Origin of the sequence: Pseudomonas sp. Root329 (genome assembly GCF_001424925.1) — a bacterium.
Taxonomy (GTDB): Bacteria; Pseudomonadota; Gammaproteobacteria; order Pseudomonadales; family Pseudomonadaceae; genus Aquipseudomonas; species Aquipseudomonas arabinosi.
In genome coordinates, this window is sequence record NZ_LMCV01000003.1 from 197,993 (window position 1) to 212,676 (window position 14,684).

The window sequence follows — 14,684 nt, forward strand, 5'->3', positions numbered from 1 at the left end:
GTATTAATATCAACTGACCCACCGCCTTCGCGAGCAAGCCCGCTCCCACAGTGGATTGCAGTGTCAGTTCATTGCGCGGCGTTTCAGTAACAGGGTCAAACTGAGGCCAGTCACCGACAACAACGCCGCGCTGAAGAAAATCCACGTGTACCCCAGGTTCAACGCCACCGCGCCCATCAACGGCCCGGCAATCGCCAGCGCCAGATCGAAAAACACCGCGTAAGCACTCAATCCCGCCCCACGACTGGAGTTGGGCACTTGCTTGATCGCTTCGACCCCCAGCGCCGGATACACCAGCGACAGACCGAACCCGGTCAGGCCTGCGCCGATCAGCGCATAACCGGTCGAAGGCGCGAGCCACAGCAACACCAGGCCCACCGTTTCAATGCTCATACAGGCAATGGCCGAGGTGAACCCACCGAAACGGCTGATGCTGGAGATGAACAACAGTCGCGCCAGGATGAAACACACGCCGAACACCGTCAGGCAATAAGCCGCGCCGGCCCAGCCACGGCTGACGTAATACAGGGTAATAAAGGTGGTTAACGTGCCATAACCGATGGAGGCGAGGCTCAGGCTCGCGCCGAACGGCGCAATGCGCCCGAACACCGCCCAGAACGGCAGGCGCTCGCCGCGAATCACCGGCACCGAGGGTTTGTTTCGAATCAGCACTAACGCCGCCAGCGCCAGCACCGACAGCGCGATCCCGAGACTGGCGAACCCCAGCTCGCCGACCATCACCACGCCCAGCGGCGCACCAATAGCGATGGCGCCGTAGGAGGCGATGCCGTTCCATGAGATCGATCGCGCGGTATGTTCAGCGCCCACCTGACCCATGCACCAACTGATGGTGCCGACCCCGATCAATCCCTGGGCAATCCCCAGCAACAAGCGGCCGGCGATCAGGATCAACAGACTCAGCAACGGAAGACTTTGCAGCAGCGTTGAAATCAACGTCAGCACGCCGCTCAACACAATCCCCGATAACCCGTAAACAATCGCCCGCTTGGTGCCGATGGAGTCCGACAGGCGCCCGGCCATCGGGCGGCTGAGCAGGGTGGCCAAGTATTGGGAGCCGATGGTCAGCCCCGCGATGATCGCGCTGAAACCGAGCTGTTCGTGGACATAGCCCGGCAACACCGCAATAGGCAGGCCGATGCAGAGGAAGGCAATAAAGGTATAAAAGACGATGGAGACGATCTGCAGGGTGATCGCCATGGAGCTTTGTGGGGGCAGTTGCTGCACAGACATGGGGGCTCGTTCGCGGGCGGCGGTAGGAGAACTGCATCATGGCGCGGGCGCAAAATAAAAGAAAGCAGGCTAACTAAAATCAAAAGATCGCAGCCTTCGGCAGCTCCTACTTTGGAATGCGTCCCCCCTGTAGGAGCTGCCGAAGGCTGCGATCTTTTGATCTTCTGGCAATAAAAAGCCCCGTCACAAGGACAGGGCTTTTCATTTATAGCGAACGCTTAGAACACAACGCCCTGGCTTCGCAGGTAATCGTCATAGGTGCCGCTAAAGTCGATCACGCCGCTAGGGCTCAGCTCGATAATGCGGGTCGCCAGGGACGATACGAACTCACGGTCGTGGCTGACGAAGATCAGCGTGCCCGGGTAGTTCTCCAGCGCCAGGTTCAGCGCCTCGATGGATTCCATGTCCAAGTGGTTGGTCGGTTCGTCCATGATCAGCACGTTTGGCTTTTGCAGGATCAGCTTGCCGAACAGCATGCGACCTTGCTCACCACCGGAGATGACCTTGACCGACTTGAGGATCTCGTCGTTGGAGAACAGCATGCGGCCGAGGGTACCGCGAACGATTTGCTCGCCGCCCTGGGTCCATTGGCCCATCCAGTCGAACAGATTGCAGTCGTCTTCGAAGTCGTGCGCGTGGTCCTGGGCGTAGTAGCCCAGTTCTGCGGCGTCGGTCCACTTCACAGTACCGGCATCCGGGGTCAGTTCGTTGACCAGGGTACGCAGCAGGGTGGTTTTACCGATACCGTTCGGGCCGATGATCGCCACGCGCTCGCCGGCTTCAACCTGGAAGCTGAAATCCTTGAACAGTGTCTTGCCGTCGAAGCCTTTGGCCATGCGCTCGACGATGACCGCCTGACGGTGCAGCTTCTTGGTTTGTTCGAAACGGATGAACGGGCTCACACGGCTCGAAGGCTTGACCTCGGCCAGCTGGATCTTGTCGATCGCCTTGGCGCGGGAAGTCGCTTGCTTGGCTTTCGAGGCGTTGGCCGAGAAGCGGCTGACGAACGATTGCAGTTCCGAGATCTGCGCCTTCTTCTTGGCGTTGTCCGACAGCAGCTGCTCGCGGGACTGGGTCGCCACGGTCATGTACTCGTCGTAGTTGCCCGGGAACAGGCGCAACTCGCCGTAATCCAGGTCAGCCATGTGGGTGCACACGCTGTTCAGGAAGTGACGGTCGTGAGAGATGATGATCATCAGGCTGGAGCGCTGGGTCAGGATGTTTTCCAGCCAGCGGATGGTGTTGATGTCCAGGTGGTTGGTCGGTTCGTCGAGCAACAGCACTTCGGGATCGGAGAACAGCGCCTGAGCCAGCAATACGCGCAGTTTCCAGCCAGGGGACACTTCGCTCATCGGGCCGAAGTGCTGCTCGATGCCGATACCCAGGCCCAGCAGCAATTCGCCAGCACGGGATTCGGCGGTGTAGCCGTCCATTTCGGCGAATTCGGTTTCCAGTTCTGCAACGGCCATGCCGTCTTCTTCGGTCATTTCCGGCAGCGAGTAGATGCGGTCGCGTTCGGCCTTGACCTTCCACAGCTCTTCGTGACCCATGATCACGGTATCGATCACGGTGAATTCTTCGTAGGCGAACTGGTCCTGGCGCAATTTACCCAGACGCACGTTCGGCTCGAGCATGACCTGGCCGCCGGACGGCTCGAGGTCGTCGCCGAGGATTTTCATGAAAGTCGACTTGCCGCAACCGTTGGCGCCGATCAGGCCGTAGCGGTTGCCCGCGGCGAATTTGACCGAAACGTTTTCGAATAGCGGCTTGGCGCCGAACTGCATCGTGATGTTAGCTGTAGAGATCAAAGGTTTTTCCTGCGAAGCATTCAGAGTAGCTAGGGTTGCGGCAGTACCGATTCAGTACCCGTTTCCGTTATTCGAACCACAGGAAATGCATCCCGGTCAGAAGCGGAAGGTCCATCTGGCAATAAGTGGACAGCAGCATATGGAGCGCTTGGCCCGAGTCGAAGTGCGCTGAGACGGGGTTCATTCCCGTCATCAACCAAGGGGGGCGCGTAATGTTTGGCGGCGATTGTACTGGTCTGGCTCTTTAAACGATAGGGCGTTAAGGCCGCACGGCCACTTTGGCAGCATCAGTGGACAGATTTTCACATCTGAAGGTTAACTATTGGTTACAAACTGTGGCTAAAATGCCATCTATCAACCTGATGCCGACAGTCGGCATGGGCTCAAGGATGCGCCATCGGGACCGTTGTTTCGTATTCAGACACTGCACAAGACCCTTGGGCTGATTGGCCGGCAAGGGACGCAGTTTGTTCATTTCTGACGTGTGACGATTTTTTGTGAAATTGATCATTGCCGCTATTTACGTTGTATCCATTGCGTACGTTCACTTGCGCGGACGCGTGCGCCACAAGCTGGGCCGCCAACTGAGCGACCACTCGACGTTTCTGGCGCCGATCAACTGCTTCCTTTATCTGTTCTCGAAAATCCCCAACAAGCCTTATCTGAACCCGGCCGACTTTCCTGATTTGAGTCCGCTGCAGGACCATTGGGAAGAAATTCGAGCCGAGGGCCAAAACCTGCTCAGGGCCGGGGAGATCAAGCGCTCAAATCAATACGACGACGTCGGCTTCAACTCGTTCTTCAAGACGGGCTGGAAACGTTTCTACCTGAAGTGGTACGGCGACAGCCATCCTTCGGCCATGAAACTCTGCCCGCGCACCACCGAACTGGTGCAAAGCATCGGCTCGATCAAGGCCGCGATGTTCGCCGAGTTGCCACCGGGCTCGAAACTGGTCCGTCACCGCGATCCGTATGCCGGTTCCTACCGCTATCACCTGGGCCTGGAAACACCGAACGATGCCGGTTGCTACATCAACGTCGATGGCGAGAACTACCACTGGCGCGACGGTGAAGCGGTCATGTTTGACGAGACCTTCATTCATTACGCCGAAAACACTACCGAGCAGAACCGCATCATTCTGTTCTGCGACGTAGAGCGGCCGATGAAGTATCGCTGGGCGGCGGCGTTCAATGGCTGGTTCAGCCGTAACGTGATGTCGGCGGCGGGTGCGCCGAATGATGTGGGTGACAAGACCGGCGGCATCAACCGCTTGTTCGCCAAAATCTACAAGATTCGCCTTCGCGGCAAAGCGCTCAAGAAGCGCAACCGCAAGCTCTACTACATCGAAAAGTGGGCGATTTTTGGTGGCCTGCTGGCGATTTTAGTTCTGATCTGAGTATTGCGTTACGTCGTACGAAGCCTTCGCGAGCAAGCCCGCTCCCACAGTTAACCGTGGTCAAATGTGGGAGCGGGCTTGCTCGCGAAGAGGGCCTAACATTCACCGCAAACTTTCAATCAGCCACGAGAAGTCTTCGTGGCTTTTTTGTGTGCGGCGGGTTTCGCGGCCGGCTTCGTTTTGCCCGTGTTCTTGCCGCCGAGGCTGCGTTTAAGCAGCTCGGTCAGATCGATAATATCGGCGGTTTTGCGCTCCTCTTCGCCAGTCGCTGTTTCGACATCTTCGATCTTGCCTTCATTAGCCTTCTTCTCAACCAACGCCATGATCTTGTCTTCAAAACTGTCGCGATAATCCTCGGGTTTCCAGTCGGCGCTCATGTCCTGAACCAGTCGTTTGGCCATGTCGAGTTCACCCTTGGCCAGTTCGGGCTTGGTGACTTCACTGCCCAACTCAAGGGTGTCCAGACTTCGCACTTCGGCGGGCCAGCGCAGCATCACCAACACCATTGCCGATTCCAGCGGCATCAGCGCGGCGAGGTGCTGGCGGGTGTGCAGCACAACATGAGCCAAGGCGACTTTATTGGTTTTGCTTAACGTTTCACGCAACAGCGCATAGACCTTGCCACCGCGTTTATCCGGCGCCAGGTAATAGGGCGTATCGATGTTTTGCAGAGGAATCTGCTCGCTGTCGACAAAGGAAAAAATGTCGATGGTCTGAGTGGACAGCGGGTGCGCCGACTTGATTTCTTCTTCGCTGAGGACCACATACCGACCCTTTTCATACTGCACACCTTTAACGATGTGTTCCTTGGTCACTTCCTTGCCAGTGACCTTGTTGACACGCTTGTAGCCCACCGGGTCCATGCTGCGGCTGTCGAGCCAGTCAAAATCCACCCCGTGCGAGGACGTCGCCGAAACCAGCGCCACAGGGATATGCACCAGACCGAAACTGATCGCGCCTTTCCAGATTGCCCGTGCCATGGTCGTCTTCTCGCGAGTGATGTTCAGGTGACCGGTGACGCTGTGCAAAAGTTTCAGTGGGTGCGACCCGGTCCTGCAGGCGTATCGGCGGCCGGGTCAATTCGTGTTACATCTTGCCGGGGAGGTTTTAGTTAACAAATTCGAACCCTGGGCGTAGCGTGATATCGAAGTTCCTATCCACGCTGATGTCGAGAGGCTCCCCATGAACAGATTTGTGCTCGGCTGCACCGCGTTGGCGTTGAGTGCCTGGCTGAGCAATCTGGCCCAGGCTGACACCGCATCGCCACCTTCTTCACTGCTGCTGGCCCAGAACCCGACAGGCAATGCCAGCAATCCTTACAACAGCCCGATTCGCCGGGCCAATCCCAACAGCATGCAAGGCACGCAACCCAGCGCGCCGGCCATCCGTGGCCCAAACACAGTGCCCGTGCCGCGGCCACCGACGCTTGATAATGGTGGCGTCGGCAACCGCTATCCCCAAAATCGGCCGCCTCCCGCCACCCCACCGACATTCATTCCCAATCCACCTCATCGAGACGCAGACACCAGCAACCGTTGAACGGCACGACAGCGTTCTTGCCAGCCATTCGAGCGACAAAAGGAATCGTGCATGTTGCGTAAAACCCTTCTGGCCACACTGTGTGCCAGCGCACTGATCACCGCCACCGCGCCCGTTTTCGCGGCGCCGACCCAGAATCTGAAAAGCGAACAGGGCACCCTTGAGGTGACGACAATGACCAAGGGGCTCGAACATCCCTGGGCCTTGGCGTTTCTTCCCGATCGCCAAGGGATGCTGGTGACCGAACGGCCCGGCAACCTGCGGGTGGTCAGCGCCGACGGTAAACTTTCCGCTCCGCTCAGTGGTGTGCCAAAGGTTTGGGCCAAAGGGCAGGGCGGCTTGCTGGATGTGGTGTTGTCGCCAGACTTCAAGCAAGACCGCACGGTCTATCTGTCGTATGCCGAAGGCGGTGGTGAGGGCGACAAGGCCGGGACGGCGGTCGGTCGTGGACGTTTGTCTGACGACCTGACAGCCATAAAGGATTTCAAAGTGATCTTCCGCCAGGAACCCAAGCTTTCGGTCGGTAACCACTTTGGTTCGCGCCTGGTGTTCGACCGCGACGGCTATCTGTTCATCACCCTTGGCGAGAACAACGACCGGCCGACCGCCCAAGACCTCGACAAGCTGCAAGGCAAGGTCGTGCGGATCTACCCGGACGGCAAGGTGCCGGATGACAACCCCTTTGTCGGTCAGGCCGGCGTACGCCCGGAAATCTGGTCCTACGGTCATCGCAATCCGCAAGGCGCGGCGCTCAATCCCTGGACCGGCACCCTCTGGGAAAACGAACACGGTCCCCAGGGGGGCGATGAAATCAACATCATCGAGCGTGGCAAGAACTACGGCTGGCCGATGGCAACCCACGGCATCAACTATTCCGGCCAGCCGATTCCGGAAGCCAAGGGCAAGACCGCCGAAGGCACCGTCGCCCCGCACCACGTCTGGGAAAAGTCCCCCGGCCTCAGCGGCATGGCGTTCTACGACGCTGACCGCTTCAAGGCCTGGCAGCACAACGTGTTTATCGGCGCGTTAGTGAGCCAGGAGTTGATCCGCTTGCAGTTCGATGGCGACAAGGTCGTTCACGAAGAGCGATTGCTGGGCGAACTCAACAAGCGCATTCGCGATGTGCGGCAAGGGCCGGATGGGTACTTATATGTGCTGACCGATGAGGACGATGGAGCCCTGTACAAGATTGGACTGAAGTAACCGACACCTGTGTAGCAGCTGCCGAAGGCTGCGTTCGGCTGCGCAGCAGTCGCCAACCCAGTCACCTCGGTCTAACTGAACCACCGCGTTGGATGATTTTACGACTGCTGCGCAGCCGGACGCAGGCTTCGCCAGCTGCTACATCTATGGGTGCTCGGGCTCAGGCGGTTGGCGAGGTGACGGACTTTCTCCGGTCCTGCAGGCCGCGGATCACGAGGTACAACAGTGGCCCGATGGAGACGAAAACAGCGGTGATCAAAAGGTAGGGAACCACCGACCATCCCGACTGCCCACGCTTGCACGCATCCGTGTACATCCATATGCCTGCGAGCGTCGCCAGCAGATACAAATCAATCACCACCTGCGCTGTGTCGGGGCGCGACATCAGGCTGATGCCGAAGTCGATCAATGACTGTTCGGCCTGAAGCATCACCGAAACGGTGTAGCCGGCGAACGCGATCAGGGCAATGAGGGGCAGGGCGACAGACTTCATGGTTTCCTTCCTTGGGACGATGAGCAGAGTCGTCAGCCTACAGAGGCCGAGTAAAATTGGCCATTGACTTGCCATCAGCGTCCGGCTAATTTTCGGGCATGACTTCCACTGTATTGCGCTGCCAGCCAAGCATTATTACCGCCATTCCTTATTTGGCGGGCTAGCTCACGACTGCAGCACCCAACCCGCCCTCGAGGCGGGTTTTTACTTTCTGCCTCCTGGGTTCCGATCAACGTCAGGAGACGACCATGAGCAGCACCACCGCCCAGCAGACCTTGCTTGAGCACTACGTAAAAAAGATCCTCGCCGCGCCGGTGTATGAGCTCGCGGTGCGTACGCCGCTGCAACCGGCGCCAGCGTTGTCCGAGGCGCTCGGCAATCAGATCCTGCTCAAGCGCGAAGACCTGCAGCCGACCTTCTCCTTCAAGATCCGCGGTGCCTACAACAAACTGGTGCAACTGAGCGATGAGCAAAAGGCTTGCGGGGTAATCACCGCTTCCGCAGGTAATCATGCTCAAGGCGTGGCATTAGCAGCCCGTGAGCTGGGAATTGCGGCGACCATTGTCATGCCGTGCACGACGCCGGAACTGAAGGTGCTCGGTGTGCGCAGTCGGGGTGCCGATGCGGTGCTGCACGGTGAGAGTTTTCCGTTTGCCCTGGACTATGCGCTGAACCTGGCGCGGCAAACAGGTCGCACCTTTGTCTCGCCGTTCGACGACCCGGACGTGATCGCGGGGCAGGGCACCGTCGCCATGGAAATCCTGCGCCAGCATCAAGGTCCGCTGGACGCGATCTTCGTCCCGGTGGGGGGTGGCGGCCTGATCGCCGGCATCGCGGCGTACGTCAAATACCTGCGACCAGACGTCCGCATCATCGGCGTCGAGTCGGAGCATTCCGCCTGTTTATATGCGGCATTGCAGGCCGGCGAGCGAGTTGTCCTGCCGAACGTAGGCACTTTCGCCGACGGTGTCGCCGTCGCCCAGATCGGTGCTTACGGTTTCGAAGTCTGCCGGTTCTGTGTCGATGAGGTGTTGACGGTCAGCAACGACGAACTCTGCACCGCCATCAAGAATATCTACGACGATACCCGCTCGATCACCGAACCTTCGGGTGCCTTGGCCGTGGCCGGAATCAAGAAATATGTGGCGCAAACCGGTGCCCGTGGTCAGACACTGGTAGCGATCGACTCGGGCGCCAATATCAATTTCGACAGCTTGCGCCATGTGGCCGAACGCGCCGCGTTGAGCGGCACCCCGGCGTGAGCGGTATCAGGCCAGCAGCGGGCGCAGGAAGGTCCGCTCATAACTGACGATAAACTTCTTCTCGACCAACGAAGCTACGAGCGCGGTGCTTTCGGCGTCAGTCATCGCGATATGCCGGTAGCTTTCGTAGTCCGCCAGCGAAGGAAAGCTGAACAGGCAGTAGGCGATATTGCTCGCGCCCTCGGAAGGCAGGAAGTACCCGTGGTGCGTACCGCCCAAACGCTCGACGATGCCGAGCCAGGCCTTGGCGTAGGCTTCGAATTCGCTGAGTTGATACGGATCGATCACATATTTGACGTGGCAGGTAATCAAAATGGCGCTCCTGTAACGGGATAGAACGGTTATTCCTGGACGGCTTTCTCGACCTTGCTCGACGCCGACCATATCCGGTAGCGGACTTCGACGTCTTTAGGCACGTAGAGCACGATCGGCAGTTTGCTGTTGTAGCGCAGCATGAAACCGTCACCGACCACCGGCACAAAGTCCTTTTTACTTTTGCCGTCCGGGCAGGCCATCTGCGTGCTCATCGGGCCGATGACTTTTTCCAGTCGGTAGAACGGGTAGCCCCAGCCTTCGAGGTTTTTCTCCTCGAGAATGCCGCCCAGGCGTTGGCGATTACAGTCAACGGTCAGGGTTTTGCCGGCGAGGATTTCGACCTGGTAGCCGTCTTCCTGAGTCTGTGGGGCAAGATGAATGACCTGGCGGGTGAAACCGCTCTCTGCTTTGGGAAACGGCGCAACCTCTTCGAGTTTCGCTGCGTGAGCGATGGTCGACAGTCCGGCAAAAATCAGCCCGACGGTAGTGATACAGGTCAAAGAACCCATGATGCCTCCTTGCGTGCGAGTGGGGTCAGCGGATACTGAATTGATTGGCCGCATTCTTACTGGCGTCGTCGGCCAATGCAAACTTGTCGCTGGATGTGTGCAAATTGCAGGGGCACCACAACGCCTTTCTTGCATATTGCATGGGCTATATACGCGCGGTTTCGCTAAATCGTTGATTTACCGATGAGCTGCAGTGCGAAATCCAAGGCATGTTTTATGCTGTAGCTGGTCTTAAGCTGACCGGGGATTTCATTGCGTCAGTATCGATAGTTGATTGGCAGTCTCACATTAAGGAGAGGGTCGCCATGTTTCTTTCTGCCTTGGAACTTCGCAATATCATTGAAAGCAGTTTTTTGCCGAAACGTTGTCAATGCACGCTGTCGCCGGACCTGTCGATGACCGTCAAGGTGTATTCCGATCGTCAAACCGATCACCTCGATCTAATGAAGACAGGAATAAACGCCAAACAGCTAAATGGTTGTCGAGAAATCAATGACCTGATCGCTGGACTGCGCTCTGACATGCAGCACCAAACCATTGCCCAGACCCTGCATCCAGACAGAAAAGCGCTTTAACCCACGGTTTCGAGTTCCATCGACACGCGCTTGGTCTGGAGAAACGCCAGGCCCAGCGCCAGCTCGACCACCACCGCAAGCAAAATGCCCGGACCGGCATGGCCATTGAGCCATTCGCCGAAGCCCAGTGCTGCCAGCCCCCAGCAGCCGACCATGAAACCATTGCTCAGCGCATGGCGGGTGATCGAAGGCGCCTCGTTTCGAACCAGATAAAACATCACACCCAATGCCGCGAACAGCATTGCGCTGCGCCGCGCGACAACGCCCACCGCCAACGAGTATTCGATGCTCCAGATTGACAGCAACCTGTCCGGCATCAAACCCCAGACCAGGGCCAACAGAAAACACAGCGCGGCGGTAAAAGTCGACAAGGCACGAAACGATAACTGCATGGCGAATCCTTGCGGCAGTGGGGGGAGGCGCTAGAGCATAGCGCCAGAACCCCTCACCGGAATACCGCAACGTATTGAATCAGACCTTTCCGTCAGTTCTGATAACTGCAGGCGTCGGAAAGTTTACGGTAGGAGATTTCCGCAGGCTTGCCCGAGGTGCTATCGATGTACTTCATGTCGGCTGTGACCACTTTGCAGTCCAGCGTCGACGGTTCGGTCAAGGTAATGACCTTGCCCACGTGCAGCGGCATACCGTAGTGGTACGGCACCGCCTGGGAGTTCGAAGTGTCATTGGCCTGGGCCAGACCGGCAAACGCGGTGCAGGCGAGGGCGGTGGTGATCAGCAAGGTGCGCATGTTCATGAACGATCTCCGATGCAGGCTTAAAGTCAGCTCGACGTATAGGCGTCGAACCTGCCGCACTGGGCGTCAGAGAACTCTGAGGGCGTGCGGTCCAGTAAAGTTTTGGACCGCGGGGTTAAGCGATGGTTAACCCGACCGAATGCCGCCTGTCGTGAGGAGGTTTCTGACAGAGGTTTCATGTAGGTAAAAAAACTGAGGGAGGTTCGGCCCGTTCCTACACGGTCGGACGCTTTGTCGTCTTTCGCCGGCAAGCTGCCAGCGTTTACTGTTTGACCTCGCTGCAAAATCAGCGAGCAGGTTTGGTCACCTGATGCCATCACACATATGTGTGCCATCATTCGCGCTGCGGACATCTATGTCCTCGTAGTGCGTTGCAATGGCGGCTGTGTGCTGGACGCCTTCGGGCGAACCGATTTGATGGTGTCGGTTGACCAAGCCTGCACACAGTCCGCCTCCCATCGTTTGGTCACGGTACTGGCGGTTATTTACTAATCATCGAGTAATTACTATGCCAACGCTAAATCCATTCCCCGATCGCTATCGCTCAATCAAAAGCAGCGTTACCGAGACAAGCCCAATGGTCATCGACACCGAGGCCAATCCCCAAGACATTCTCGAAGCCGCTTTACAGCGTGTCCGAGCCGCCAGCCAGTTACTTGAAACGCTCCATTGCCAATGCTTCAAGAACGGTGATGTTCAAGACATTCCGCACATTACTCACGCGCTTTATCTGCTAACGCAAGATGGGTGCGATTTGCTGCTGGTTGCGCAGCAGCAGATGATGGGGTGGAAGGCGCCGGTCTGACGCTCGCTGAAAGTCGCCTGCCTCCTGTGGGGGGCAGGTTTTGAAGCTAAATGCCCAAGGTCGATGCATTCAAGGCTTTTTGGGTTCGGGCATATTCAACCAGGTCTTTGGGATAAACCCTGTGATCGATTTCGCTGTCGTCGATGTCGTACAAAAACGCAATAGCGCCCGCCTCGAATGCCCAATAGCCTACATAGCTTCCTTCGTCTCCGTTCAAGTGTGAATCGTGCCAAGGGGCTTGGCTAAATGCCGCGTACCATTGTTCACAATAATCGGCTAGCAACTGAGAAGCCTCGGTTTTTTCATCTGCATAGATAGCGTGAATTAAAGGTGTGTAGACATCGTGGTACCACTCATCGACATCTTCTCGCCCGGGTAGACGTTTGCGCAGCAAGTCTTCATAGAGTGTGTCTTCACCCTTGTAATTTGCATCGTCAATAAGCTTGGCAAATCGTTTGAGCAAGTCTGTTCTGTTAAGCAGGATACACAGGCTAAAGACTTGTACGCATTCTTCATATTCATCTGGCCAGTCATCAATGGCGAGGGGCGAAATGTCTATTATTCCCTCGGAGAGCGAAAGTTTTCTTTGACGCTCTTCGTAGGCTGATATCAGTTCTTCAAGCAATGGGATCAGCGAATGGATTTCCACTCCTGCAGTATAAGAAATAAATAGTTTTTTTCGCGCCACACCTTTGAAGTGAGCAGCCCTTAGGGACGCTTCTTGTTCGGGAGAGTCTGACTCGAATGTGTTGGTCTTCCAGAAAATCTTGGTCTCTTCGCTGTAAGCCAGAAAATTCTCGTAACGGGTATCGCTTAGGAATTTTTGTCGCTTATTCATTACGATCCACCCTGGAGCCAATAGCTGCCGTATGCGCTCTAGCGTACGCAACTAAATCTTTCGGATACACCATGTGATCAATTTTGCTATCGTCTATGCCGTACAAAAATGCGATTGCTCCAGCTTCGACGGCCCAATAACCTACGTAGTTACCTTCCTCTCCTTGATGATGAGTATCGTGCCACGGAGCTTGCTCGAAAGCTGAATACCACCCCTCACAATACTGTTGGAGCAACGTTGACTTCTCATCTTGATTCTCGATGTAAATCGCCTGAATGAGGGGCGTGTAGACGTCGTGATACCACTGGTCGACATCGTGCCGGCCTGGCAGAACCTTCTTCAATAAGTCTTCATAAAGCGTGTCGTCGCCAGCATATCCTGCGTTGTCGATTAATCTTACGAATCGTTTAAGGAGGTCTGCGCGATGTAATAGGATACAAAAACCAATAACTTGTGCGCACTCTTCATATTCGTGTGGCCAGTCGTCTATCGAGAGCGGTGATATTCCAGGAGATTGTTCAGACTCTGCTAGTTTTGCCTGTCTGATTTCATACTTGCCAACCAGGTCTTCAAGCAGAGGGGCGAGAGACGGTATTTCTTCTCCCACTGTGTATGCCGCCGTAAGCTTGCGAAGTGCTAAGCGCTGAAAAAATCTTGAGCGAATTGTCGCTTCCTCCTCAGGCGAGTCTGATTGGAAAGTGTTTGTCTTTGAGAACTCCACTGCTTCGTCATGCCCTCTCAAGAAATTTTTGTAATGATTCTCGCTGTAAAATTTCTGTCTTTTTATCATGCTTTATGCCTCCAGCTTAAGTGAAGCTAACGCGCCATATTTTTCGGCTAAAGATTTTTTACGTTTGTTCACGAAAGCTTTAACTTCGTGCTCGGCATAAAAGCGAATTAAGGGGGGCGGATTTATTTGGCTAAGCAATGGGCGATTGTTCGCCCATCCGGTAATGATTGGCTGAAGTCAAGTCAATCCGTCATCGTTATTATTTTTCACCTGACCAATACCAAATCGTGTCACCCCATTTAGAGTCACTGAAACTCGGCATGATTTCACCTTGTTGGAAGTGGCGTCTTGAGTTGGCTTGCGCTGGGGTAAACCAATAGCCCGTTTTGCTACAGGGTTCACCAGCAACAATACGATTAATCTGGGAGCCAATATCACCCTTATAGTTTCTAGCGTATTCGACCAATGCTTTTGGATAAACCATATGATCGATTTTGCTGTCGTCTATACCGTATAGGAAGGCAATCGCGCCAGCCTCAAAGGCCCAATAGCCGACGTAGGTTCCGCTCTCTCCCTGAAGGTGGGTGTCGTGCCACGGAGCCTGCTTGAACGCTGGATACCATTGTTGGCAATATTTTTTCAGTAGTTTTGACGCTTCTTCTTTACTGTCGCTATAAACCGCTTGAATGAGTGGTGTATACACGTCGTGATACCACTGATCGACATCGTGCCGGTGAGGCAATACCTTCTTCAGTAAGTCTTCGTAAAGTGTGTCGTCACCCGCATAACCCGCTTCGTCTATAAGCTTTACGAAGCGTGGAAGCAGGTCGGTGCGGTGCAATAGGACACACAAGCTGATCACTTGGACGGCTTCTTCGTATTGATTTGGCCAGTCATCTATTGCGAGGGGCGAGATATTTGGGACGCCTTGATACTCTGCTAGGGCTTTCTGACGAATTTCGTACTTTTCAACCAACTCTTCAAGCAGGGGGATAAGTGACTCTATGTTCTCCCCGGCAGTATAAGTCGCGAGCAGCTTGTCTAGAGACAGAGTCTGGAAGTATTTTGCGCGTTGAGAGGCTTCTTCTAATGCAGAGTCGGATTTAAATTTATTTATTTTAAAAAACTCTATGAGTTCATCATATTCTCTAAGGAAATTTTCGTAATGCTTTTCACTAAAGAATTTTTGTCGTTTGTTCATAGAT

The 14,684-nt window shown here is 55.6% G+C and carries 16 protein-coding genes and 1 pseudogene; 6 read left to right on the plus strand and 11 right to left on the minus strand.

Annotation, left to right across the window (positions count from 1 at the left end; all coding sequences use genetic code 11):
* Positions 1-63: 63 nt before the first annotated feature.
* Together ASC74_RS05900 and ASC74_RS05905 are read right to left on the minus strand one after the other, a co-directional pair.
* On the minus strand, positions 64-1,251 hold the full coding sequence (locus tag ASC74_RS05900) for an MFS transporter (protein WP_056740030.1): 1,188 nt from the start codon (positions 1,249-1,251) through the stop codon (positions 64-66).
* 218 nt (positions 1,252-1,469) lie between these two features.
* Positions 1,470-3,059 (minus strand): ABC-F family ATPase, encoded by a 1,590-nt coding sequence (locus ASC74_RS05905; RefSeq protein ID WP_008149954.1) that lies wholly within the window; start codon positions 3,057-3,059, stop codon positions 1,470-1,472.
* A 497-nt stretch (positions 3,060-3,556) separates the two neighbouring features.
* Between ASC74_RS05905 and lpxO the strand changes: the two genes are divergently transcribed.
* Complete coding sequence (lpxO, locus tag ASC74_RS05910; protein WP_056740031.1) at positions 3,557-4,456, plus strand: lipid A hydroxylase LpxO; 900 nt, start codon at positions 3,557-3,559, stop codon at positions 4,454-4,456.
* A 119-nt stretch (positions 4,457-4,575) separates the two neighbouring features.
* Here lpxO and ku read toward each other — a convergent pair whose 3' ends face one another.
* Entirely contained in the window at positions 4,576-5,436 is an 861-nt protein-coding gene (gene ku / locus ASC74_RS05915; RefSeq protein WP_056740110.1) for a non-homologous end joining protein Ku, read from the minus strand.
* A gap of 202 nt (positions 5,437-5,638) precedes the next feature.
* Between ku and ASC74_RS05920 the strand changes: the two genes are divergently transcribed.
* Both ASC74_RS05920 and ASC74_RS05925 read left to right on the plus strand, forming a co-directional pair.
* On the plus strand, positions 5,639-5,995 hold the full coding sequence (locus ASC74_RS05920) for a hypothetical protein (RefSeq protein ID WP_056740033.1): 357 nt from the start codon (positions 5,639-5,641) through the stop codon (positions 5,993-5,995).
* A gap of 51 nt (positions 5,996-6,046) precedes the next feature.
* Positions 6,047-7,198: a PQQ-dependent sugar dehydrogenase gene (locus tag ASC74_RS05925; RefSeq protein WP_056740035.1), complete on the plus strand. Its 1,152-nt coding sequence runs from the start codon at positions 6,047-6,049 to the stop codon at positions 7,196-7,198.
* A 160-nt stretch (positions 7,199-7,358) separates the two neighbouring features.
* Here ASC74_RS05925 and ASC74_RS05930 read toward each other — a convergent pair whose 3' ends face one another.
* Positions 7,359-7,691, minus strand: a complete 333-nt coding sequence (locus tag ASC74_RS05930; RefSeq protein WP_056740037.1) for a DUF2834 domain-containing protein — start codon at positions 7,689-7,691, stop codon at positions 7,359-7,361.
* Positions 7,692-7,939: 248 nt separating this feature from the next.
* Between ASC74_RS05930 and ilvA the strand changes: the two are divergent.
* Positions 7,940-8,935, plus strand: a pseudogene (gene ilvA / locus ASC74_RS05935) (threonine ammonia-lyase, biosynthetic); the annotation flags it as partial.
* 24 nt (positions 8,936-8,959) lie between these two features.
* Here the strand turns inward: ilvA and ASC74_RS05940 are convergent.
* Together ASC74_RS05940 and eco are read right to left on the minus strand one after the other, a co-directional pair.
* Positions 8,960-9,265: an NIPSNAP family protein gene (locus tag ASC74_RS05940; protein ID WP_033055038.1), complete on the minus strand. Its 306-nt coding sequence runs from the start codon at positions 9,263-9,265 to the stop codon at positions 8,960-8,962.
* A 29-nt stretch (positions 9,266-9,294) separates the two neighbouring features.
* Positions 9,295-9,777 carry a serine protease inhibitor ecotin gene (gene eco / locus ASC74_RS05945; RefSeq protein WP_056740039.1) on the minus strand — a complete coding sequence of 161 codons (483 nt, stop codon included), beginning with the start codon at positions 9,775-9,777 and terminating at the stop codon, positions 9,295-9,297.
* Between the two features lie 305 nt (positions 9,778-10,082).
* On the opposite strand from eco, the gene ASC74_RS05950 reads away from it, so the two are divergent.
* Positions 10,083-10,352 carry a DUF1652 domain-containing protein gene (locus tag ASC74_RS05950; RefSeq protein ID WP_056740112.1) on the plus strand — a complete coding sequence of 90 codons (270 nt, stop codon included), beginning with the start codon at positions 10,083-10,085 and terminating at the stop codon, positions 10,350-10,352.
* Here ASC74_RS05950 and ASC74_RS05955 read toward each other — a convergent pair.
* The gene (locus tag ASC74_RS05955) at positions 10,349-10,744 is read right to left on the minus strand and encodes a hypothetical protein (protein WP_056740040.1); all 396 of its coding nucleotides are present in this window, start codon (positions 10,742-10,744) and stop codon (positions 10,349-10,351) included. The genes ASC74_RS05950 and ASC74_RS05955 overlap by 4 nt on opposite strands.
* 92 nt (positions 10,745-10,836) lie before the next feature.
* Positions 10,837-11,106, minus strand: coding sequence for a DUF2790 domain-containing protein (locus ASC74_RS05960; RefSeq protein WP_056740042.1), 270 nt, complete (start codon positions 11,104-11,106; stop codon positions 10,837-10,839).
* A 508-nt stretch (positions 11,107-11,614) separates the two neighbouring features.
* Between ASC74_RS05960 and ASC74_RS05965 the strand changes: the two genes are divergently transcribed.
* On the plus strand, positions 11,615-11,911 hold the full coding sequence (locus tag ASC74_RS05965; RefSeq protein WP_056740044.1) for a hypothetical protein: 297 nt from the start codon (positions 11,615-11,617) through the stop codon (positions 11,909-11,911).
* A 46-nt stretch (positions 11,912-11,957) separates the two neighbouring features.
* Here ASC74_RS05965 and ASC74_RS05970 read toward each other — a convergent pair whose 3' ends face one another.
* The 3 genes from ASC74_RS05970 to ASC74_RS05980 form a co-directional block, all read right to left on the minus strand.
* Positions 11,958-12,749, minus strand: a complete 792-nt coding sequence (locus tag ASC74_RS05970; protein WP_056740046.1) for a PoNe immunity protein domain-containing protein — start codon at positions 12,747-12,749, stop codon at positions 11,958-11,960.
* Positions 12,742-13,539 (minus strand): PoNe immunity protein domain-containing protein, encoded by a 798-nt coding sequence (locus ASC74_RS05975; RefSeq protein WP_056740048.1) that lies wholly within the window; start codon positions 13,537-13,539, stop codon positions 12,742-12,744. Before ASC74_RS05975 ends, ASC74_RS05970 begins: the two co-directional genes overlap by 8 nt.
* A 199-nt stretch (positions 13,540-13,738) precedes the next feature.
* Positions 13,739-14,680: a PoNe immunity protein domain-containing protein gene (locus tag ASC74_RS05980; protein WP_177338833.1), complete on the minus strand. Its 942-nt coding sequence runs from the start codon at positions 14,678-14,680 to the stop codon at positions 13,739-13,741.
* Between the last annotated feature and the right edge of the window lie 4 nt (positions 14,681-14,684).